Source organism: Neorhizobium sp. SOG26, from assembly GCF_003491345.1.
Taxonomy (GTDB): Bacteria; Pseudomonadota; Alphaproteobacteria; order Rhizobiales; family Rhizobiaceae; genus Neorhizobium; species Neorhizobium turbinariae.
Genome location: NZ_CP025512.1, coordinates 3,150,759 through 3,171,582, shown reverse-complemented (window position 1 = coordinate 3,171,582; position 20,824 = coordinate 3,150,759). Strand labels below are relative to the sequence as shown.

Genomic DNA, 20,824 nt, shown 5'->3' with positions numbered 1-20,824 from the left:
TCAGGCCCCGCTTTCCATGATGCGCTCGATAAATTCCTCATCGTTGCTGACGGGAGGCTTCTCGTAGCGCGGGCTGCCGCCGAAGAGGACATGGATGAGTTCATCGGCAAAGGCCAATGCGAGCAGGGCAAGGCCCACTGCCATTGCCATCTGCGGGATCCACAGCTTCACCGCGATCACGCCCTGCGAGACATCGTTGAACTTCCACGACGTCCAGGTCATGTCGATCGCGTACCAGGCAAAATAGGAGACAGCGACGGTGCCGATGGCGGTGCAGGCGATCTCCACGATGTGCCGGGCGCGACCGTTCAGGCGGTCGATCACCAGCCCCATGCGAATGAGTTCCGCAGAGCGAAAGGTATGTGCCAGTGCCAGGAAGGCACAGGCGGCCATGCACCAGGCCGTGAAGTCATCACCGGCGGGAATATCGATGCCCAACGGGCGACCGGCCGAGAGCGACAGCATGATGACGAAGATCGCGACAAGGAAGATGCCGCCGAGATATCCGGCTCCGAGGTAAAGGGCATCCAGGCCCTTGCGAAGCCATTCGGGAAAAACACTGTGGCGAGGATCAGCCGTGGACATGGCAGGTCCTCCGCGCTGAGGTGCGGATAAGCGTCATTTGGCTCCCCTCGGTTGCCAGCTGGGGCCAGGCTCTTGGCGGCCGGTGCCCTTCGTTTGAACATGATGCAGCAACAGGCAATTTCCTGTCAACTTATCATTGACGTTTTATCGACGAAATGTTTTCGTTGGTGCAAAGCACATCCTGAAGGGGCGGAACATGACGAACGGCAAGTGGGATTTCTGGATCGATCGCGGCGGCACATTCACCGATATCGTCGGTCGCCGGCCGGACGGGACGCTTGTGGCGCACAAGGTTCTTTCGGAAAATCCGGAAGCCTATCGTGATGCCGCCGTGCAGGGCATTCGCGAGCTTCTGGGGCTGAACGCTGGCGATCCCATCCCCTCCGACCTCATCGGCGCCGTGAAGATGGGCACCACGGTTGCGACCAACGCGCTCCTGGAGCGCAAGGGCAAACGCACCCTGCTCGTCACGACGCGCGGTTTCCGCGATGCATTGGCGATCGGCTACCAGGCGCGTACCGACATCTTCGCCAAGAAGATCATCAAGCCGGAACTGCTCTACAGCGGCGTGGTCGAAGTGGATGAGCGCGTTCGCGCCGACGGCACGGTTGAAGCCACACCGGACGAGGCAGCCGTTCGCGCCGACCTGCAGGCTGAGTATGATGCCGGCTTCCGCGCTGTCGCGATCGTCTTCATGCATGCCTATCGTTACCCGGCCCACGAGCAGGCAGTGGCCACCATCGCCCGCGAGATCGGCTTCACGCAGGTCTCCGTCAGCCATGAAGTTTCGCCGTTGATCAAGCTCGTCGGTCGTGGCGACACCACGGTGGTCGATGCCTATCTCTCGCCAATCCTGCGCCGTTACGTCGACCAGGTGGCGAGCGAACTTGGCGCCGATGGCGAAGGCGGTCCTCAGTTGATGTTCATGCAGTCCTCTGGCGGCTTGACAGCCGCACGGCTGTTCCAGGGCAAGGACGCGATCCTTTCCGGCCCCGCCGGCGGCGTCGTTGGCGCGGTGGAAACTTCCCGGCTCGCCGGCTTCGAGCGCATGGTCGGCTTCGACATGGGCGGCACCTCGACCGATGTCTCGCACTATGACGGCGAACTCGAGCGCTCATTTGAAACCGAGGTCGCGGGTGTGCGGATGCGCGCACCGATGATGTCGATCCACACGGTGGCGGCCGGTGGCGGCTCGATCCTGCATTTCGAGAACGGGCGTTTCCGGGTTGGGCCTGATTCGGCGGGGGCCAATCCGGGCCCCAAGGCCTATCGTCGTGGCGGGCCGCTGACGGTGACAGACGCGAACGTCATGCTCGGCAAGCTCTCGCCCGAGCTCTTCCCGAAGATCTTTGGCCCAAACCGCGACCAGCCGCTCGATGCCGATGCCGTGCGCGCCGCCTTTGAAGAAATGGCCAAGGTGGTGGGCGACGGCCGCACCCCGGAAGACGTGGCCGACGGTTTCCTGGCGATCGCGGTCGAGAACATGGCGAACGCCGTGAAGAAGATCAGCGTGCAGCGCGGGTATGATGTGACGCATTATGCGTTGACCTGCTTCGGCGGCGCAGGCGGCCAGCATGCCTGCCTCACCGCCGATGCGCTCGGCATCTCCACCGTGCTCATCCATCCGTTCTCGGGCATCCTGTCGGCCTATGGCATGGGGCTTGCCGATATCCGCGCCACGCGCCAGCGCACTGTTTCGGCGCCGCTCGCGGCCGCCCTGGCGGAGCTTGCGCCGGTGCGCGATGAGCTGACGGCGAGCGTGCTGGAAGAAATGGCGTCGCAAGGCGTCACCGGTGAGCATGCCGACGTGCTGCATCGCGCCCACCTCCGCTATCAGGGCACTGACACGACGCTTTCCGTCGCGGTCACCGATGCTGCAGACATGACCGCCGCCTTCGAGGCAGCCCACAAGAAGCAGTTCGGCTTCATCTTCGAAAACCGCGACATCATCTTCGAAGCCTACGAGGTCGAGGCGATCGGTGGCGGAGCCGATTCTTCCGAACCCGAATTCGATCTCGATGTCGCAATTCCCCAGGCTGGGGAACAGACAAAATTCTTCTCGGGCGGCGCGTGGCGCGATGCCCCCGTCTACCGCCGATCCGACATCGGCCCGGGTGCGCGTGCGAAGGGCCCCTGCCTGATCGTCGAGCCGCACCAGACGATCGTGGTCGAAGACGGCTGGGCCTTCGAGATCACCCGCCTCAACCATGTCGTGCTGAAGCGCGTTGCCGAACTGTCGCGCGCCAAGGCTGTCGGCACGCAGGCCGATCCGGTGCTGCTGGAAGTGTTCAACAACCTGTTCATGTCGATCGCGGAGCAGATGGGCGTGACGCTGCAGAACACCGCTTCCTCCGTCAACATCAAGGAGCGGCTGGACTTCTCCTGCGCGGTCTTTGACGAAAACGGCGCGCTTGTGGCGAACGCACCGCATATGCCGGTGCATCTCGGCTCCATGGACCGCTCGGTCGAAACGGTGATCGCAGCGAACAAGGGCAAGATCCGCCCCGGCGACGTTTTTGCGCTGAACGCGCCTTACAATGGCGGCACACATTTGCCGGACATCACCGTCGTCACGCCGGTGTTCGATGAAAAGGGAGAAAAGATCCTCTTCTACGTCGCTTCGCGCGGCCACCATGCGGACGTGGGCGGCACCGCCCCGGGCTCCATGACGCCGCTTGCGACGACCGTGGATGAAGAAGGCGTGCTGTTCGACAACGTGCTGCTCGTCGACCGCGGCCGCTTCGATGAAGTCGGCATCACAAAGCTCCTCTCCGAGCACCGCTACCCTGCCCGCAACGTGGCGCAGAATGTCGCCGACCTGCGTGCCCAGATCGCCGCCAACGAAAAGGGCGTGCACGAGATGCGCAAGATGATCGCGCAGTTCGGGCTCGATGTGGTGCAGGCCTATATGAGCCATGTGCAGGACAACGCCGAAGAAAGCGTGCGCCGGGTTCTGGAAAAGCTGAACGACGCCGAGTTCACCTACCCGACCGACCAGGGCAGCCTGATCAAGGTGAAGATCAGCGTCGACAAGGAAAAGCGTGAAGCGACCGTCGATTTCACCGGCACGAGCGAGCAGAAGAAGAACAACTTCAATGCGCCGGAACCGGTAACGCGTGCGGCCGTGCTTTATGTCTTCCGGGTGATGGTGGAAAGCTCGATCCCGATGAATGCCGGCTGCTTGAAGCCGATCCGCATCATCGTTCCCGAGGGTTCGATGCTGAAGCCGCAGTACCCGGCCGCGGTCGTCGCCGGCAACGTGGAAACCTCCCAGCATGTGACGAACGCGCTGTTCGGTGCGCTGGGCGCGCTCGCCGCAAGCCAGGGCACGATGAACAACCTCACCTTCGGCAATGACACCTACCAGTATTACGAAACGCTGTGCTCCGGTTCGCCGGCCGGGCATTTCAACGACGGCAGCGGTTTTGACGGCACGGATGCGGTGCATGTGCACATGACCAATTCGCGCCTGACGGACCCGGAAATCCTGGAAACGCGTTATCCGGTGCTGCTGGAAGACTTCCACATCCGCGACAATTCCGGCGGCAAGGGCAAGTTCAGCGCCGGCAACGGTACGAAGCGGACGATCCGATTCCTCGAGAAAATGGATTGCGCGATCCTTTCCTCGCACCGGACGATCCGGCCGCATGGACTGGCCGGCGGCGAAGCGGGCGAAATGGGCCGCACAACCGTACGCCGCCTGGACGGCACGATCGAAGAACTGGCTGGCTGCGACCAGACGATCATCGATGCCGGCGAAGCGGTCACCGTGCAAACGCCAACGGCCGGTGGTTTCGGAGCGGCTTGAGGGAACATGGTGATGCCGTGTCCGGTTCCTCTTGCAGCAAATGAGAGGAGATCGGACATGGCCGCAAACGATGCCGGCAAAGGCAATGCGATACATAACCCGGATGCCGTTCCGCCGGGAACACCTAATGCGGGCGAAAACCTCTGCCGACACTGTGCCGGCACCGGCAGGGTGGATGGCGAGGCCTGCCCCGATTGCGATGGCACCGGCAAGGTGGTGACACCGGTCGGCGGAGCCGGTTAACCTAACACGGCTGACGTAACGGCTCCGGCCGTGTTATGAGCCGCCCGCGATGGAGGCGGCTCATGGCCCAGAAGACGATAGCGATCATTGGCGGCGGACCCGCGGGACTGATGGCGGCGGAGGTGCTTTCGACCGGCGACCACCGCGTGACGGTCTATGAAGCGATGCCGACCTGCGGCCGCAAGTTCCTGCTCGCAGGCAAGTCGGGCCTCAACATCACCCATTCGGAAGAGTTCGAGCGGTTCCTGACCCGCTACGGCGCGGCCTCGGGCGCGCTATCGGACGCTATCAAAGCCTTCACGCCGTCCAATATCCGTTCCTGGGCGGCGGAACTCGGCACGGAAACCTTTGTTGGAAGCTCCGGGCGGGTTTTCCCGACCGCGATGAAGGCGTCGCCGCTTCTGCGCGCCTGGCTGAAGGGGCTGGAAGCACAAGGCGTCGAGATCAAGACACGGCATCGCTGGACCGGTTTCGACGGCAACCGCCTTCGGTTTGCCACGCCTGCGGGCGAGACCATGGTTCAACCCGATGCGACGTTGCTGGCGCTTGGCGGCGCTAGCTGGCCGCGGCTGGGTTCTGATGCCGCCTGGGTCCCGTGGCTCCAGGACAAAGGCGTCGCAATCAACCCCTTCCGCCCGGCGAACTGCGGCTTTGATGTCGACTGGAGCGAGAGTTTTCGCGGACGCTTCGCGGGCCATCCGGTGAAGTCTGTGCTGACCACGTCGGACGCCGGCAGCCACCAGGGTGAATTTGTGATTTCCCGGCATGGGATCGAGGGTAGCCTTGTCTATGCCCATTCGGCCGCACTGCGGGAGCAGCTTGAGGCTGAAGGCCGGGCGGTGCTGGTGCTCGACTTGGCGCCGGGGCGGACTGAGGAGCGGCTTACCCGGGATCTCGCGCGGCAGGATGCGAAGGCGAGCTTCTCGAACCGGCTGCGCAAGGGTGTTGGCCTCGAAGGCGTCAAGGCGGCGCTGTTGCGTGAACTCGTGCCTGCTGCCAACCGCCTGGCGCCGGAAGAGCTTGCCCGAACCATCAAGGCGCTTCCGCTCGCTGTCCTGCGGCCGCGGCCGATCGAGGAAGCCATTTCCTCGGCGGGCGGCGTGGCTCTGGATGCGCTGGACGACGGCTTCATGATCCGCACGCTACCGGGCGTCTTCGTAGCCGGCGAGATGCTCGACTGGGAAGCGCCGACCGGCGGTTATCTCCTCACCGCCTGTTTTGCCACCGGTCGGGCTGCCGCACAGGGCGTGCAGGCCTTTGTAGGTACCGACACGGAAAAATCCTCTTAGCCACTTATTTGCCAATCTCGGTCATTGTTCCTGATCAAGGCATGCTCCGGCTGTTTCGCCTAGAGCACGCGCTTGAGGTGACGGTAGATGACTTGGATTAGACGACGGCGCCTGGTCAAGAAGCGGCGCACTTTCACGGGCCTGACTTTGGTGGCTGCGATTTCCTTTATCGCGGGCATGGCCGATGCCGTGGGGCTGATGCTTTGCGGCGACTTCGTATCCTTCATGACGGGCAACACGACACAAGCCGCACTTGCCTTTGCCGGCGGCGACTATTCGCACGCCATTATCCTGTTTGGCGCGCTCTGGGTTTTCATCTTCGGCAACGCTGCCGGCATCGTGCTTGCCCATAGCCTTTCGGCCCGACGTTCCTTCGTGGTGCTGACAGCGGTCGCCACCATCCTCGCCGTGGCGGCATTGCTCCCGGATAGCAGCCACGCCCGCGTGCAGTTTTACCTGATCGTGTTTGGTATGGGCATGATCAACGCCACCGTCGAGCATATCGAAGGGCTACCAATCGGCCTCACCTATGTCACCGGCGCGCTTTCACGCTTCGGGCGCGGTATCGGCCGCTGGCTGATGGGCGACCGCAACCCAACGGGCTGGATCATCCAGACCGTGCCCTGGACCGGCATGGCCTGCGGCGCTGTCTCGGGCGCTTTCCTCACGAATTATGCTGGCGATCGGGCGCTCTGGGCTGTATCTGGCTTGTCACTGGCAGTTGCACTTGCAACCGCCCTCCTGCCGCGTCCGCTCCATCTGCATTTCCAGCAGCCCATTCACCGAGGACGACGCGCCTGACGATCCGGAGAAGGCATGTTTCTGCTCTCAAAGCTGTTCTGGGTATTTGCGCAACCGCTGTCGATCGCGTTCGTGCTATCACTCTTGGCCGCACTCCTTGGGTTTGGCGGATGGCATCGGCTGGCCGCGTCCTCGGCTTTTGTCGCGGCGCTCCTGCTGTTCGTGACGCTGTTTACTTCCACGGGAACGGTCGCACTGCAGGTGCTTGAGGAACGCATCCAGAAGCCTGCGTCTGACCCCGCCGAAATCTCCTGCATGATCATTCTCGGTGGCGCCTTCGACAACGAGATCAACACGGCGCGAGGCGGCATTGAGCTCAACCAGGCAGCCGATCGTTTCGTCGAAGCCTTGCGGCTGGCGCGCAATTACCCGGAAGCGCGCATCCTGGTATCGGGCGGCGATGGATCGATCAGTTCCGACTACGAGGGCGAGGCAGTGACGGCCGAGCGCTTCTTTACCGCCTTCGGCATTCCGGCCTTGCGCCTCGTGAAGGAAAATGCCTCGCGCACAACCTATGAAAACAGCCGCAACACGGCGGAACTCCTGAGCTCCCACGGCTTCCAGGACTGCCTGCTGATCACCTCGGCCTTCCACATGCCCCGCTCGGTTGGGTTGTTCACCAAGGCAGGGATCAAAGTCATGCCGTGGCCGGTGGATTACAGAACCAGCGGCATCGCCAGGCTGTCGTTCGATTTCACCCAACCGGCGCTGAATGCACAGCTGACGACGACGGCCGTTCGCGAGTGGCTGAGCCTCACGGCCTACTACCTTGCCGGTCGCATCGACACATAGTTCCCGCGGTAAGCGGGCTGCATCACTTCTTCGACAGGATGTTGAAGTCGAGCCCGCGCACCCGCGCCCGCATCTGGCAGGGCGTGGCATCCGTACGGCCGCAATATCGCGGGTGCATGGTCAGGTTGAAGACCATGTTGCCGAAATACTGGACGAACTCGTAGCTGTAGAGCTTGGCGGTAGCGACCATGATGTAGCCGCCTTCCTTCACCTGCACATAGAAGTTGTTGACGCAGCCTTCCGCATCGCAGGCAGGACCACGCTTGCCATCACAGACGAGCTTGCTGTGGTCGGAGACCAGGTCGATGATGCCGTCGTTGTTGATGTCGAAACGCTTGATGAAATCCGGATCGAACTGGGCGATCTTGCATTCGCTGCGGAAATGGTTCTTCTCGTAGATCTCCGGGTCGCTGATCAGTTTGGCTTGCGAAAACGCCTGGCTCGACACGGCCAGCAGCGCAACGACCTGCAGGAGAATGATCAGCAGCTTGTTCACGGTCTCACCTTCTTAGAATCATCATGTCCTGCGCACGGCTGCAGATGACGCGCGCAATCATCAAGGGCTATGCTAACAACGGGCACTTGCGCGACGCTGGAACGGGCGCGCAGGGCGGGAGCGGCGAATGACCTTGATGATGATGCTGGATTATGTGGGTGTTGCGCTGTTTGCGGCAACCGGTGCGCTTGCGGCCTCGCGCAAGCAGCTCGACCTGATCGGCTTTCTGTTCTTCGCGGCTGCCACCGGACTTGGCGGCGGTACGCTGCGCGATCTCGTACTCGGCCGCACGCCGGTCTTCTGGGTGCTCGACCCGACCTATATCCTGGTCGCGACGATGGTTGGCGTCATCGTCTTCTTTACCGCCCATCGCATCGAATGGCGCTACCGATTGCTGATCTGGCTCGATGCGATCGGTCTTGCCGCCTATAGCGTGCTGGGCGCCGCCAAGGGTCTTGACGCGACCGGTTCTGCGACGATCGCGATCGTCACCGGAGCGATGACGGCGACCTTCGGCGGTATCCTGCGTGATCTTCTCGCCAACGAGGCTTCGGTGCTGTTGCGGCCGGAGATCTACATCACCTCGGCGCTGGCGGGCGCTGCCGGTTATACCGCGGCCTACTCACTGGAATTCGGCCTATGGACGAGCTCTGCGCTCGGCGTCTGCATCGCCTTTGCGCTGCGTGGCGGCGCGATCCACTATGGCTGGACGCTGCCGCGCTATCGTCCGCGGCCCGGCCGGGACGCAGAAGAGGCGTTAAGGGGAAAGAAGCGGGAGGACTGAGAGCTCAGGACTTCTTCTTTTCGCGCAGGCGGATGATGACGTCCACATGGGCGATTTCCATTCCTTCCGGCGCTTCCGGCAGGTTGCCGATCTGCAGATTGCTGACCGGGATGTCGAGGACTTCATTGCGTCCTTCGACAAAGAAATGGTGATGATCGGAGATGTTCGTGTCGAAGTAAGTCTTGGCGCTTTCAACCGCGAGAACCCGGATCAGGCCCGCCTCGGTGAACTGGTGAAGCGTGTTGTAGACCGTTGCCAGCGAAACTGGCACGCCGGCAGCTTCCGCTTCCTCGTGCAGTTCTTCCACGGTGAGGTGCCTGTCGCCCTTGGCGAATAGCAGGTCGGCCAGGGCAACGCGCTGACGCGTAGGGCGCAGACCAAAGTCGCGCAGTCTCGTCTCGATGTCCCTTGCGGCTTGCGCCATGTGTGCTGCAGCTCCTGCGGTCTCGAACCGCCTTCGGTATCTTGACTGCGCGATATAACTTTTACTGCAAGGACTTTCAATAGTTTCTCATGGAAGCCCGCTTTCAGGGCCGGTAAAATAGCATGTTCAAGGCATTTGCCTCTGGTTTGCGCCCTAGGCTTCCTATATGCGAACCTGATCATCGTGATGTTCCAGCGCCTTGCCGTCCCCAGGCAAGGCACGAGGAGCATCCCATAGCTTCAAATCCGGCTGGTCTTGCACTAAAGCTGCAGCGTCGGACAGATAGGTTTAAACACGCGGGGGAACCGGAAACTAATGGCACCCAGACAGTCCAGCTTCTCGTATGACGAACTCATTGCTTGCGCTCATGGAGAGCTCTTCGGCCCCGGCAACGCACAGCTGCCCCTGCCGCCGATGCTGATGGTGCATCGCATCACCGACATTTCCGAAACCGGCGGCGCGTTCGACAAGGGTTACCTGAGGGCGGAATATGACGTGCGTCCGGATGACTGGTATTTCCCCTGCCACTTCGAAGGCAACCCGATCATGCCGGGTTGCCTGGGCCTCGACGGCATGTGGCAGCTGACCGGCTTCTTCCTCGGCTGGCTTGGCGAGGAAGGCCGCGGCATGGCCCTGTCCACCGGCGAGGTGAAGTTCAAGGGCATGGTTCGGCCGCATACCAAGCTCATTGAATATGGCATCGACTTCAAGCGCGTGATGCGCGGCCGGCTGGTGCTCGGCACCGCCGACGGCTGGCTGAAGGCCGACGGCGAAACCATTTACCAGGCGACTGACCTGCGCGTCGGTCTGTCCAAGGAAAAGACGGCCTGAAGCCAATTCAGGTGACTGGTGGAAACAACAAGGGTTTGATCAGATGAGACGGGTAGTTGTCACGGGCCTCGGTATCGTGTCTTCGATCGGTAACGATGCAACTGAAGTGACCGAATCGTTGCGACAGGCGAAGACGGGTATTTCCTTTTCGCCGGACTTCGCCGAGCACGGGTTCAAGTGCCAGGTCTGGGGGAAACCCGATCTCGATCCAACCGACCTTGTCGACCGTCGGGCGATGCGCTTCCTGAGCCAGGGCGGCGCATGGAACCATGTGGCGATGAAGCAGGCGATTGCCGATTCCGGCCTTGAGGAAAAGGACTACGCCGAGAACGAGCGTACGGGCATCATCATGGGTTCGGGTGGTCCCTCCACCCGCACGCTGATCGAGGCTGCCGAGATCACCATCAAGAACAACAGCCCGAAGCGCATCGGCCCGTTTGCCGTGCCGAAGGCGATGTCCTCGACGGCGTCTGCCACGCTTGCGACCTGGTTCAAGATCCACGGCGTCAACTACTCGATATCGTCGGCCTGCTCGACATCGGCACACTGCATCGGCAATGCTGCTGAAATGATCCAGTGGGGCAAGCAGGACATGATGTTCGCCGGCGGCCACGAGGATCTCGACTGGACCATGTCGAACCTGTTCGACGCCATGGGCGCCATGTCCACCAAGTACAACAACGATAATCCGGGCCGTGCTTCGCGCGCCTATGACGCCGACCGTGACGGTTTCGTCATCGCCGGTGGTGCGGGCGTGCTGGTTCTCGAAGAACTCGAGCATGCCAAGGCGCGCGGCGCCAAGATCTATGCCGAAATCGTCGGCTACGGCGCGACCTCGGACGGCTACGACATGGTCGCCCCGTCCGGCGAAGGTGCTGTCCGCTGCATGCGCCAGGCGCTGTCCACCGTTAAGGGCGATGTCGACTACATCAACACCCACGGCACCTCGACGCCGGTTGGCGACTCCAAGGAAATTGGCGCGATCCGCACCGTCTTCGGTGACAAGATCCCGCATATCCAGTCGACCAAGTCGCTTACCGGGCACTCGCTTGGCGCTGCCGGCGTGCAGGAGTCGATTTACGGCCTTCTGATGATGCAGGAACGCTTCATCGGCGAAAGCGCCCATATCGACAATCTCGACCCGGAATTCGAAGGCGTGCCGATCGTCCGCAAGCGCATCGACGACGCCAAGATCGACACGGTTCTTTCCAACTCCTTCGGGTTCGGCGGCACCAACGCCACGCTCGTCTTCCAGCGCTATAACGGATAAATCCATGACCGGTATCATGCAGGGGAAACGCGGCCTGATCATGGGGGTCGCCAACAACCACTCGATCGCCTGGGGTATCTCCAAGGCGGTTGCAGCGCAGGGCGCAGAACTGGCCTTCACCTATCAGGGCGAGGCACTTGGCAAGCGGGTGAAGCCACTGGCCGCCGAAGTCAATTCCGACTTCGTCCTGCCGTGCGACGTGGAAGACATCGAATCTGTCGACGCGGCCTTTGCCTCCATCAAGGAGCGCTGGGGCACGCTGGACTTCGTCGTCCACGCAATCGGCTTTTCGGACAAGAACGAGCTGAAGGGCCTTTACGCGGACACGACGCGCGACAACTTCAGCCGCACCATGGTGATTTCCTGCTTCTCCTTCACGGAGATTGCCAAGCGTGCTGCAGACCTGATGCCGCATGGCGGCGCGATGCTGACGCTGACCTATGGCGGATCGGTTCGGGTGATCCCGAACTACAATGTCATGGGCGTTGCCAAGGCGGCTCTCGAAAGCTCGGTGCGTTACCTGGCGGCCGACTATGGTCCGAAGGATATTCGCGTCAACGCGATTTCCGCCGGTCCCGTCCGTACGCTTGCCGGCGCCGGTATTTCCGACGCACGCGCGATCTACTCCTGGAACCAGAAGAACGCACCGCTGCGCCGCACCGCCACCATTGAGGACATCGGCGGATCGGCACTGTACCTTCTGTCGGACCTGTCGCGCGGCGTCACCGGCGAAATCCACTATGTGGATGCGGGATACAACATCACGTCCCTGCCGACTTTGGAACGGCTGCGCAACGCCGACACCGAATAGTCGGCCAAAGGCTCAAACAAAAAGCCCGCCGCTTGCCTCCGTGAGGTCGAGCGGCGGGCTTTTTTCTATTCGAGCGCGGCGTTTACTTGCGAGCCCAGAGCACCTTGAAGCGGGCATTGCGGCAGGTTTCACCGTGCTCGCGGAAACCTTCGGCCAGAACCGGCTCGTAAGGCAGCCCGCGGTTGGCCACAAGCATCAACCGCCCGCCGCTGCGGATCGCGCCGGCTGCCGCCTTGATCATCGCCTTGCCGAGTTCCGGATCGGCGGCCTGTGCCTCATGGAAGGGTGGGTTCATGATGACGAGGTCGTATTTTTCCTTCGGCGGCTCGCTGCCGAGGTCCTGCCAGAAGAAGCGCGCGTTGAGGTCCGGGCAGTTCTCGGCAAGGTTCTTCTTGGCGAACTCCAGCGCCTCGTAATCGGCCTCGAACAGGTCGATGCGGTTCACCCGCGGTGACTTTTCGGCAAGCATCACCGAGAGGTAACCCCAGCCAGCGCCAAAATCGGCAGCGTTGCCATCGAAATCGGTCGGCAGGCGGCTTGCGAGAAGCTCGGAGCCTGCGTCGATGCGGTCATGCGAGAACATGCCCGGAGCCGCCGTGAAGCGGCCTTCGACGGTGACAGTCGGCTTTCGAAAAGCCTTGATCAGTTCATCCGCCGCTTCCGGCCGCGCGAACCAGATGGCGACCCCATGGTATTTCGGCGTGTAGTCGAGCTGGACATTGAGTTTCAGGAGCGCCGTGCGCAGCGTCTGGATGCCATCTTCCTTGCCGCCTGCGATCACAATCGTACCGCCAACGCGAACTCGCTCCAGCGCCTCGGCAATCCGGTTCTCGTTGGCGCCACGATGCTTGCCGCAGAGCACGAGGGCTGCGTCATAGTCGCTGCCCTCGGCCTGAGGAAACGCGCCGTCGCGCAGCGTGCGAAACAGCGGCCGGAACGGCTGGACGGCGGTAAGCTCAGCCTCAAACCCTTCGGGAAGCGCCTGGCCACCTTCTGCGCCCAGGAAAAGAACCCGCTCACCAGCCCCAGGCACAGGCACGGCATCGATGGCGAAGGGGTGGAAGAGGGTTTTCAGCGCGTCGCGGCTCATGGTGTCTCTCTTGCGGACTGGTAGCGGGCTTGTGGCGGTATCGAGCAATCTTGGCGGATACAGAAAAGGCGCGGGAATAAAGCTCCCGCGCCTCGTTACTCTCGAAGGAGGAAGGAAGCTTACTCGGCGGCTTCGCCGTCAGCCTTCTTCTCTTTCTTTTCCTGCGGGATTTCCTGGCCGGTGGCCTGGTCAACAACCTTCATGGACAGGCGAACCTTGCCACGCTCATCGAAGCCCATCAGCTTGACCCAAACCTTGTCGCCTTCCTTGACGACGTCCGAGGTCTTGGCCACGCGCTCGGAAGCAAGCTGCGAGATGTGGACGAGGCCGTCACGGGCGCCGAAGAAGTTGACGAAGGCGCCGAAGTCGGCAGTCTTCACAACGGTACCTTCGTAGATGGCACCGACTTCCGGCTCAGCAACGATCGAGTGGATCCACTTGCGGGCCGCTTCGATTTCCTTGCCGGACGAGGAGGCGATCTTCACGGTGCCGTCGTCTTCGATGTTGATCTTGGCGCCGGTCTTTTCGACGATTTCGCGGATAACCTTGCCGCCCGAACCGATGACTTCACGGATCTTGTCGACCGGGATGTTCATCACTTCGATGCGAGGAGCGAACTCGCCGAGCTGGCCGCGGCTTTCGGTGATGGCATTGGCCATCTCACCGAGGATGTGCTTGCGACCGCCCTGTGCCTGGCTGAGCGCGACCTTCATGATCTCTTCGGTGATACCGGCGATCTTGATGTCCATCTGCAGCGAAGTGATGCCGTCGGCCGTACCTGCTACCTTGAAGTCCATGTCGCCGAGGTGGTCTTCATCGCCGAGGATGTCGGAGAGAACCGCGAAACGGTCACCTTCGAGGATGAGGCCCATGGCGATACCGGCAACCGGCTTTGCCAGCGGAACGCCAGCGTCCATGAGAGCGAGCGAAGTGCCGCAAACCGTTGCCATCGAGGACGAGCCATTCGACTCGGTGATCTCCGAGACCACGCGGAGCGTGTAGGGGAACTGCTCAGGCGTCGGCAGCATCGGGTGGATCGCACGCCATGCGAGCTTGCCGTGACCGATTTCGCGACGACCCGGGGAACCCATGCGGCCGGTTTCGCCGACAGAGTAAGGCGGGAAGTTGTAGTGGAGCATGAACTGCTCCTTGTACATGCCCGTCAGGCTGTCGACATACTGTTCGTCTTCGCCGGTGCCGAGGGTGGCAACAACGATCGCCTGCGTTTCGCCGCGGGTAAACAGCGCCGAACCGTGCGTGCGCGGCAGGATGCCAACTTCAGCAACGATCGGGCGAACGGTTTCGAGGTCACGGCCGTCGATGCGGCTCTTGGTGTCGAGGATGTTCCAGCGAACGATCTTTGCCTGCAGGTGCTTGAAGATCGCACCAACTTCTTCAGCCGTGTACTTGGCTTCGCCTTCTTCCGGCAGGAAGTGCGCCTTCACCTTCGCCTTCACGGCGTCAACGGCAGCGTAGCGATCAGCCTTCTGAGTGATCTTGTAGGCTTCGCGCAGTTCAGCTTCGAAATGCTTGAGCATTTCGGCTTCCAGTTCGGAATAGTCTTCCGGCTGGAATTCGCGCGGCTCCTTGGCAGCCACTTCGGCGAGCTTGATGATCGCGTCGATCACCGGCTGGAAGCCGCGATGGCCGAACATGACGGCGCCGAGCATGACGCCTTCGTTGAGTTCCTTGGCTTCGGACTCAACCATCAGGACGGCGTCCTGGGTGCCGGCGACAACGAGGTCGAGCGTCGACTCGTCCATCTCGTCGAGATGCGGGTTGAGGACGTATTCGCCATTGATGTAGCCGACGCGCGCGCCGCCGACCGGACCCATGAACGGAACGCCGGAGAGGGTAAGCGCTGCCGAGGTGGCAACCATGGCCAGAACATCCGGGTTGTTTTCCAGGTCATGCTGGACAACGGTCACGACAACCTGCGTGTCGTTCTTGTAGCCTTCCGGGAAAAGCGGGCGGATCGGGCGGTCGATCAGGCGGGAAACGAGCGTTTCGTTTTCCGACGGACGGCCTTCACGCTTGAAGTAGCCGCCGGGGATTTTGCCGGCTGCGTAGGTCTTTTCCTGGTAGTTGACAGTGAGCGGGAAGAAGTCCTGGCCCGGCTTCGGCGCCTTGGCCGAAACAACGGTGGCGAGAACAACGGTTTCACCGTACGTCGCAAGCACGGCGCCGTCAGCCTGACGGGCGATCTTGCCCGTTTCCAGCTTCAACGGGCGGCCGGCCCATTCGATTTCAACGGAATGAGTATTGAACATATCTTGTCCTTCGATGCGGCACTCGCGCGTCGCCGGTTGCGGCGCAGGCGCGGGGCACGCGATTTGTGACTCAATCACGGGCAAGACAACGAGAGGCTTCTTCTTCGTTAAGGTCCTCTTCCGAGAACCTGACCAAAGCCTGAAGATCCAGGCTAAGGTCTAAAGCATCCAGCAATCCTGCCCCATGAGAGGCCAGTGGTTGTTGACGGCGCCGGCCCATCCGGTCCCGCCCTTTTCCGCCATGTTTCATCAGAGATACGCGGCAGAAGCATGTCCAGGGCGATCAAATTCATGACACCCGGAAAGAGACCGGCGGGCGCTGTTTCCAGGCCCGCCGGAATTTGTTAGCGGCGAATACCGAGGCTGGTGATCAGCTTCGTGTAACGGCCTTCGTCCTTCTTCTTGAGGTAGTCAAGAAGCGAGCGGCGGCTCGAAACCAGCGTCAGAAGACCACGACGGGAGTGGTTGTCCTTCTTGTGGTCCTTGAAGTGTTCGGTCAGGTTGTTGATGCGCTCCGTAAGGATTGCAACCTGAACTTCGGGGGAACCGGTGTCGCCTTCGGCGGTCGCGTATTCCTTGATAAGAGCTGCCTTGCGCTCTGCAGTGATCGACATCGGACGATCCTTTCTATGGAAGAGGAGTAAGGGACGCCTCAAGCCGGGATGTCGTCCAGCTTAGGCCATGAAAGCAACGTGCCCCATTTCGGGAGCGAGTGCTGGCGCGGCGTATAAACGAGTTTTCGCCAAAAGGAAAGGCCCGCCGCTTCGCCAAGGCAAAGCGCGGGCCCAGTATTCAGGCGAAGACGCGCTTCGGACGGAACTCGCCCTGGCCGATTTCGCCGATCGCTATCAGCTTGCCGCGCGAGGTGGCATAGGCTTCCGACTCTGCCACGAGCGCGTCGCGACCCCGCACGATGATCGGATTGCCCATCCGGATGCGGTGGGCCTGATCTTCCGTGACCGGCAGATGCGGCAGGCTGGACAGGGCCTCGGCCGTATCGATCAGGAACTCGTCGAGTGCAGCAAGCCGTTCATCACGATCCTCGATCTCTTCGAGAGCAACGAGTTCGGCGAGCGGCACCATCTTTTCTTCCGCAAACGGTGCCACGAAAGTGCGGCGGAGTTCGGAAATGTGGCCGTAGCAACCGAGGTCGCGGCCAAAATCGCGGGCAAGTGCGCGGACATAGGTGCCCTTGCCGCATTCGACTTCGAAATGTGCCTTGTCGGCATCAACGCCGAGCAACGTCAGCCGGAAGATCTCCACCTCACGTGAGGGGATCTCGACCGTCTCCCCATCGCGGGCAAGATCATAGGCGCGTTCGCCGGCGATCTTGATTGCGGAGAACTGCGGGGGAGTCTGGTTGATCGTGCCGGTATAGTTCGGCAGCAGCGCACGGATGTCTTCTTCCGTCGGGCGCTTGTCGGAGCTTGCGGTCACTTCGCCTTCAAGGTCGTCGGTGGAGCGCTCTTCGCCCCAGGTGACAGCAAATTCATAGATCTTGCGGCCGTCCATGACATAAGGAACCGTCTTGGTGGCGTCACCCAGCGCGATCGGCAGCATGCCGGAGGCGAGCGGGTCGAGCGTGCCGGCGTGTCCGGCCTTTTGTGCGTTGAAGAGCCACTTGATCTTCGACACGGCTTCGGTTGAGCCGAAATCCAACGGCTTGTCGAGGATCAGCCAGCCGGAAACCGACCGGCCCTTGGGTTTGCGTGGTTTGGACATGCTATCTCTTGTTATTCTTCAGTCTGGTCGTCTGCGGCAATATCCCGCTGAACCTCGGGCGAGCGGAGCAGATCGTCGATCTTCTTGTAGTTGTCGAAGCTCGTATCGTCGCGGAAGCGCACTTCCGGCATGTATTTCATCTGCCGGAGCTGGCCGCCGAGGCGGCCGCGGATGAATTTCGCATTGCGGTTCAGCGCCTCTATGACCGCCGTGTGGTCCGACAGGCCGAGCGGCGTGACGTAAGCGGTGGCGATCTTCAGGTCCGGCGACATGCGCACTTCGGACACGGAGATCACGGTCTTTTCGATCAGGTCGTCGCGCACTTCGCCGCGCTGCAGGACCTGGGTGATGGCGGCGCGAACCTGTTCGCCAACGCGAAGCATGCGCTGGGAGGGCGCCGAGGAGGTAGCCTTGGTCATCGTGTTTCTCTTCCAGGGCGCCGTCGGGGTTCGTCCCGGACAGGCGCCACATCAAGTAAAGGCGGTCCAAATGGCTCAGCCGGCCTCAAAGGTCAAGGCGGAAATGCCGTCCGGACCGGCCGCAAGCGACAGCAAGCGCGTCGAAAGGCGCGCAATTCGAGTTGATTTCGCACCGCTGCAACCGCTTGCCAAACCCTATTTTCCGGTTAGCGTAGAAACACTGTCGTACGGTCTGGCGAGGGAGGCGCAACACCATGACTGCGATGCAGGCCGACGATGATGTGGCCTTTGCCCCGGCGGGCGAAGTGGAGCAATTCTGCCGGGATGTTTTTGTCGCCGCCGGTGCCGACGAGGCGACGGCCGATGCGGCAACCAGGGCTATGATGCATGGGTCGCGGCTCGGCGTTGACAGCCACGGGGTTCGGCTGCTTGACCACTACATCGCCGCGATCTCCGGCGGGCGGGTCAATGGCCACCCCGACATCAGGATCAGCCAGTCCTTTGGTGCGGTGGCCTCGCTCGACGCCGACCACGGTCATGGAGCGCTTGCGGCCTATCGTGCCATGGACCGGGCGATGGAGCTTGCCGAGACATGCGGCATCGGCGCCGTTTCAATCCGCAACAGTTCGCATTTCGGGGCGGCCGGCGCCTATGCGCTGCATGCCTCGCAGCAGGGCTATATCGGGCTGGCGTTCTGCAATTCCGACAGCTTCGTGCGGCTGCACGATGGTGCGATGCGCTTCCATGGCACCAACCCGATTTCCTTTGCGGCACCCGTGCCGGGCCAGCACCCATGGCTGTTCGACATGGCGACAAGCGCCATCCCCTATAACCGCGTCAAGCTTTACCAAAGCCTTGGGCGGGAACTGCCGGATGGCGTCGCCTCGGATGCGAATGGCCAGGACATCAAGGATCCGACACTGGTAGAGATGCTCGCGCCGCTCGGGGGCGAGTTCGGCTTCAAGGGCGCGGGACTGGCGGGGCTCGTGGAGATCCTGAGCGCGGTCCTGTCCGGCATGCAGCTTAGCTTCGACCTCTTGCCGATGAACGGTCCGGATTTTGCGACACCCCGCGGGCTTGGCGCCTTCGTGATGGCGATGAAGCCCGGGGCCTTCGTGCCGGACGATGTGTTTGAGGCCGGCATGCGGCGGTATCTCGAGGTGCTGCGCTCGTCGCCCGCCCGCGAAGGCTCGAAGGTGATGGCACCCGGTGATCGGGAATGGCTTGTGGCGGAAGAACGGGACCGACAAGGCATCCCGCTCGATCCGGCCACCCAGGATGCGTTCGCAAGGCTAGCCCAAAGATACGGGCTGACGTCACCGGTCTGAGCCGAGCGAGCGGAGCCCGGCGTCAGGCGACTGCGGGCTTTAGAACAGGGCGTCTTCGATATCGTCGTCCGTCATCACGGCGGCCACGACCGCTGTTTCCACCGGCGCAGGTGTCCCCAGAACGGCGGAATGAAGTTCGCGTTCGGACACCATGGTGTAGAGCTTGACGATCTGGCCACCGAGATCCGCCAGCGCATCCTCGATGCCCGGCACCTGGACCGGCTCATCATCGAGCATCATCTCGTCGGCACAGTGGCGCAGGACCTCGCCGAGTTCGGCCTTGAAGTTCAGCCGGGCGAGCGAAACGTCCATTTCCCGCACGGCGACTGAACTTTGTTCGCCAAGCTCCAGCATCTGCGCATCCATGCGGTCGCCCACGGCACGGATGTTGTTGATTGCCTTCTCAAGACGGCCGTCGAGTGAACCCTCAACCTGCCCCGATTGAGCGGCTACGAGCTTGTTGGACGCGGTTTCCAGCGCCTGCAGTTCGGTGAGGATCTTTTCTGCGGTCTCATCCAGCTGGGCGGCGAAGTTGCGCAGCTCGGCGGTGACGACGTTGATCGCCTTGCCTTCTTCGCCGATCTTGCCGCAGCGAAGGTTGGTGTTGAGCGCCATGTAATGAATGTCGGTGCGCACGGCGCGGATGATGCCGATACCGTTCAGCAGGTCGACGGCAGTTTCGGCCGTGGAGCGGCTCAAGACACCTGCTTCCCGAGCGACTTCCTCGATCTCGCGCACGGCACCTCGGGCGGCGGCAACGCCATGCTCGAGCTGACGGATGGCATTGTCGTTCTGCGTGTCGCCGCCGCTCGCCATATCGGCGCGGAGGGCTTCGATCTCGGCAAGGTCGGCCTTGAAGCTCGCGACGGTGGAGACGATCTTCGCCGTATCGCGTTCGAAGTCCACGATCGTTGCGTCGAGTTGCAGGAACACTAGGTTGCGAATGATGTTCGAGAGGCTGTTTGCCTGTTCCGGCGTCAACTCGGCACCGGCGGGTGATGCAAGATATTCCTCCAGGAGCTGGAAGCTCGACTGGCAGTGCTCGATGCGCTGGCGTGTGATGTCGCCCACCTGCATGGCCGAAAGCGTTGCGGCGAGCTTGGACTGGATACCGCCTGCGACGCCACGAACGCGGGCCGCCCGCTCCACCAGAAGCTTACGATGGTTGCCGATCTCGGCTGCACCCGTCGACAGGCCTTCAACGATCTGCGGGACCGTCTCCTCGTAGCTTGCAAGGATCGTCTTGCCCTTGCTCATCACCGGCCCGAGCCCCTGCCCCAGCGTCGAGAGCTTGCGGGCGAACTCGTTGACCTGGCGGCTTCCTTCCTGGATGCGCTCCAGGATTTCCTCGGCAAAACCGGCAAAGTCGGAGATGCCGGCACCGGTGATCTTCGCCGTCACCGCAAACGTGCGTAGGTAACGCAGCGTTTCCTGCATCACTTCGATATGCGGTTGCAGCTTGCGCTCGGTCTTGGCGATTTCGGCAAAGCCAGCTTGGCGGTCAGATTCGAAGGTGGTCAGCTGCGACAGGCTTTCGACCGTGCTTTTCAGCTCCGCCATGGTGGCATTGGCAGTGGTCTCGTCCAGCGACCCGGTGAGCTGGTCTAGTGCATTGGTAAGCTTGTTCAGGACGTCCAGGATGGAAAGAAGGGCTGCACCCCCGTCAAGAAACCGTTCTTCGATGCGCGACCGTGCCGTCTCGAGACGATCGACAAAGGGAGAGACATCCGCGGCTGCTTCCGCAAATTCAAAAATGGGTGCCCTGAGAGCCACTTCGTATCACCTTTCGGCCCGGTGGGCCTTCTTCCTGCTCGCGACGGCGATGACCTCGCCTCTTCTTCTGGATCGTGACAGCTGGGAG

Annotated in this window: 19 protein-coding genes; 10 read left to right on the top strand and 9 right to left on the bottom strand. The window is 61.9% G+C overall.

Annotation, left to right across the window (positions count from 1 at the left end; all coding sequences use genetic code 11):
* Positions 1-585, bottom strand: a complete 585-nt coding sequence (locus tag CYG48_RS15555) for a TRAP transporter small permease (protein WP_118851202.1) — start codon at positions 583-585, stop codon at positions 1-3.
* 196 nt (positions 586-781) lie between these two features.
* Here CYG48_RS15555 and CYG48_RS15550 point away from each other — a divergent pair, with 196 nt between their 5' ends.
* The 5 genes from CYG48_RS15550 (at position 782) to CYG48_RS15530 (ending at position 7,518) form a co-directional block, all read left to right on the top strand.
* Positions 782-4,393, top strand: a complete 3,612-nt coding sequence (locus CYG48_RS15550; RefSeq protein WP_118851201.1) for a hydantoinase B/oxoprolinase family protein — start codon at positions 782-784, stop codon at positions 4,391-4,393.
* Between the two features lie 57 nt (positions 4,394-4,450).
* Positions 4,451-4,636, top strand: coding sequence for a hypothetical protein (locus CYG48_RS15545; protein WP_118851200.1), 186 nt, complete (start codon positions 4,451-4,453; stop codon positions 4,634-4,636).
* 62 nt (positions 4,637-4,698) lie between these two features.
* Entirely contained in the window at positions 4,699-5,925 is a 1,227-nt protein-coding gene (locus tag CYG48_RS15540) for a TIGR03862 family flavoprotein (protein WP_118851199.1), read from the top strand.
* 87 nt (positions 5,926-6,012) lie between these two features.
* Entirely contained in the window at positions 6,013-6,726 is a 714-nt protein-coding gene (locus CYG48_RS15535; protein ID WP_118851198.1) for a YoaK family protein, read from the top strand.
* A 15-nt stretch (positions 6,727-6,741) separates the two neighbouring features.
* Positions 6,742-7,518, top strand: a complete 777-nt coding sequence (locus tag CYG48_RS15530; RefSeq protein ID WP_118851197.1) for a YdcF family protein — start codon at positions 6,742-6,744, stop codon at positions 7,516-7,518.
* Between the two features lie 22 nt (positions 7,519-7,540).
* On the opposite strand, the gene CYG48_RS15525 is transcribed toward CYG48_RS15530, so the two are convergent.
* Positions 7,541-8,014, bottom strand: coding sequence for a hypothetical protein (locus tag CYG48_RS15525; RefSeq protein ID WP_118851196.1), 474 nt, complete (start codon positions 8,012-8,014; stop codon positions 7,541-7,543).
* Positions 8,015-8,141: 127 nt separating this feature from the next.
* Here CYG48_RS15525 and CYG48_RS15520 point away from each other — a divergent pair, with 127 nt between their 5' ends.
* Positions 8,142-8,798: a trimeric intracellular cation channel family protein gene (locus tag CYG48_RS15520; RefSeq protein ID WP_118851195.1), complete on the top strand. Its 657-nt coding sequence runs from the start codon at positions 8,142-8,144 to the stop codon at positions 8,796-8,798.
* A 4-nt stretch (positions 8,799-8,802) separates the two neighbouring features.
* Here the strand turns inward: CYG48_RS15520 and irrA are convergent, their stop codons facing one another.
* The gene (gene irrA, locus CYG48_RS15515) at positions 8,803-9,222 is read right to left on the bottom strand and encodes an iron response transcriptional regulator IrrA (protein ID WP_118851194.1); all 420 of its coding nucleotides are present in this window, start codon (positions 9,220-9,222) and stop codon (positions 8,803-8,805) included.
* A gap of 315 nt (positions 9,223-9,537) precedes the next feature.
* Between irrA and fabA the strand changes: the two genes are divergently transcribed.
* From fabA to fabI, 3 genes are read left to right on the top strand one after another with little or no spacing between them, the layout of a single operon-like run.
* Positions 9,538-10,053: a 3-hydroxyacyl-[acyl-carrier-protein] dehydratase FabA gene (fabA, locus tag CYG48_RS15510; RefSeq protein ID WP_118851193.1), complete on the top strand. Its 516-nt coding sequence runs from the start codon at positions 9,538-9,540 to the stop codon at positions 10,051-10,053.
* 43 nt (positions 10,054-10,096) lie between these two features.
* Positions 10,097-11,323: a beta-ketoacyl-ACP synthase I gene (fabB, locus tag CYG48_RS15505; protein WP_118851192.1), complete on the top strand. Its 1,227-nt coding sequence runs from the start codon at positions 10,097-10,099 to the stop codon at positions 11,321-11,323.
* A 4-nt stretch (positions 11,324-11,327) separates the two neighbouring features.
* Entirely contained in the window at positions 11,328-12,134 is an 807-nt protein-coding gene (fabI, locus tag CYG48_RS15500) for an enoyl-ACP reductase FabI (protein ID WP_118851191.1), read from the top strand.
* Between the two features lie 82 nt (positions 12,135-12,216).
* Here the strand turns inward: fabI and CYG48_RS15495 are convergent, their stop codons facing one another.
* The 5 genes from CYG48_RS15495 to rbfA form a co-directional block, all read right to left on the bottom strand.
* Positions 12,217-13,224: a class I SAM-dependent methyltransferase gene (locus CYG48_RS15495; RefSeq protein WP_118851190.1), complete on the bottom strand. Its 1,008-nt coding sequence runs from the start codon at positions 13,222-13,224 to the stop codon at positions 12,217-12,219.
* A 119-nt stretch (positions 13,225-13,343) separates the two neighbouring features.
* The gene (gene pnp / locus CYG48_RS15490; protein ID WP_118851189.1) at positions 13,344-15,494 is read right to left on the bottom strand and encodes a polyribonucleotide nucleotidyltransferase; all 2,151 of its coding nucleotides are present in this window, start codon (positions 15,492-15,494) and stop codon (positions 13,344-13,346) included.
* 344 nt (positions 15,495-15,838) lie between these two features.
* A complete protein-coding gene (gene rpsO, locus CYG48_RS15485) occupies positions 15,839-16,108 on the bottom strand; it encodes a 30S ribosomal protein S15 (RefSeq protein WP_118851188.1) in 270 nt (89 codons plus the stop codon).
* A gap of 178 nt (positions 16,109-16,286) precedes the next feature.
* Entirely contained in the window at positions 16,287-17,216 is a 930-nt protein-coding gene (truB, locus tag CYG48_RS15480; RefSeq protein ID WP_118851187.1) for a tRNA pseudouridine(55) synthase TruB, read from the bottom strand.
* An 11-nt stretch (positions 17,217-17,227) separates the two neighbouring features.
* Entirely contained in the window at positions 17,228-17,635 is a 408-nt protein-coding gene (gene rbfA / locus CYG48_RS15475) for a 30S ribosome-binding factor RbfA (RefSeq protein ID WP_118851186.1), read from the bottom strand.
* A gap of 254 nt (positions 17,636-17,889) precedes the next feature.
* On the opposite strand from rbfA, the gene CYG48_RS15470 reads away from it, so the two are divergent.
* The gene (locus CYG48_RS15470; protein WP_199925158.1) at positions 17,890-18,963 is read left to right on the top strand and encodes an Ldh family oxidoreductase; all 1,074 of its coding nucleotides are present in this window, start codon (positions 17,890-17,892) and stop codon (positions 18,961-18,963) included.
* 39 nt (positions 18,964-19,002) lie between these two features.
* Here the strand turns inward: CYG48_RS15470 and CYG48_RS15465 are convergent, their stop codons facing one another.
* On the bottom strand, positions 19,003-20,736 hold the full coding sequence (locus tag CYG48_RS15465) for a type VII secretion target (RefSeq protein ID WP_118851185.1): 1,734 nt from the start codon (positions 20,734-20,736) through the stop codon (positions 19,003-19,005).
* Positions 20,737-20,824: the final 88 nt, after the last annotated feature.

What these genes read in the sequence shown, in the direction of transcription:
- CYG48_RS15555 (WP_118851202.1), bottom strand. Translation starts at nt 585, where the DNA reads ATGTCCACGGCTGATCCTCGCCACAGTGTTTTTCCCGAATGGCTTCGC.
- CYG48_RS15550 (WP_118851201.1), top strand. Translation starts at nt 782, where the DNA reads ATGACGAACGGCAAGTGGGATTTCTGGATCGATCGCGGCGGCACATTC.
- CYG48_RS15545 (WP_118851200.1), top strand. Translation starts at nt 4,451, where the DNA reads ATGGCCGCAAACGATGCCGGCAAAGGCAATGCGATACATAACCCGGAT.
- CYG48_RS15540 (WP_118851199.1), top strand. Translation starts at nt 4,699, where the DNA reads ATGGCCCAGAAGACGATAGCGATCATTGGCGGCGGACCCGCGGGACTG.
- CYG48_RS15535 (WP_118851198.1), top strand. Translation starts at nt 6,013, where the DNA reads ATGACTTGGATTAGACGACGGCGCCTGGTCAAGAAGCGGCGCACTTTC.
- CYG48_RS15530 (WP_118851197.1), top strand. Translation starts at nt 6,742, where the DNA reads ATGTTTCTGCTCTCAAAGCTGTTCTGGGTATTTGCGCAACCGCTGTCG.
- CYG48_RS15520 (WP_118851195.1), top strand. Translation starts at nt 8,142, where the DNA reads ATGACCTTGATGATGATGCTGGATTATGTGGGTGTTGCGCTGTTTGCG.
- irrA (WP_118851194.1), bottom strand. Translation starts at nt 9,222, where the DNA reads ATGGCGCAAGCCGCAAGGGACATCGAGACGAGACTGCGCGACTTTGGT.
- fabA (WP_118851193.1), top strand. Translation starts at nt 9,538, where the DNA reads ATGGCACCCAGACAGTCCAGCTTCTCGTATGACGAACTCATTGCTTGC.
- fabB (WP_118851192.1), top strand. Translation starts at nt 10,097, where the DNA reads ATGAGACGGGTAGTTGTCACGGGCCTCGGTATCGTGTCTTCGATCGGT.
- fabI (WP_118851191.1), top strand. Translation starts at nt 11,328, where the DNA reads ATGACCGGTATCATGCAGGGGAAACGCGGCCTGATCATGGGGGTCGCC.
- CYG48_RS15495 (WP_118851190.1), bottom strand. Translation starts at nt 13,224, where the DNA reads ATGAGCCGCGACGCGCTGAAAACCCTCTTCCACCCCTTCGCCATCGAT.
- pnp (WP_118851189.1), bottom strand. Translation starts at nt 15,494, where the DNA reads ATGTTCAATACTCATTCCGTTGAAATCGAATGGGCCGGCCGCCCGTTG.
- rpsO (WP_118851188.1), bottom strand. Translation starts at nt 16,108, where the DNA reads ATGTCGATCACTGCAGAGCGCAAGGCAGCTCTTATCAAGGAATACGCG.
- truB (WP_118851187.1), bottom strand. Translation starts at nt 17,216, where the DNA reads ATGTCCAAACCACGCAAACCCAAGGGCCGGTCGGTTTCCGGCTGGCTG.
- rbfA (WP_118851186.1), bottom strand. Translation starts at nt 17,635, where the DNA reads ATGACCAAGGCTACCTCCTCGGCGCCCTCCCAGCGCATGCTTCGCGTT.
- CYG48_RS15470 (WP_199925158.1), top strand. Translation starts at nt 17,890, where the DNA reads ATGACTGCGATGCAGGCCGACGATGATGTGGCCTTTGCCCCGGCGGGC.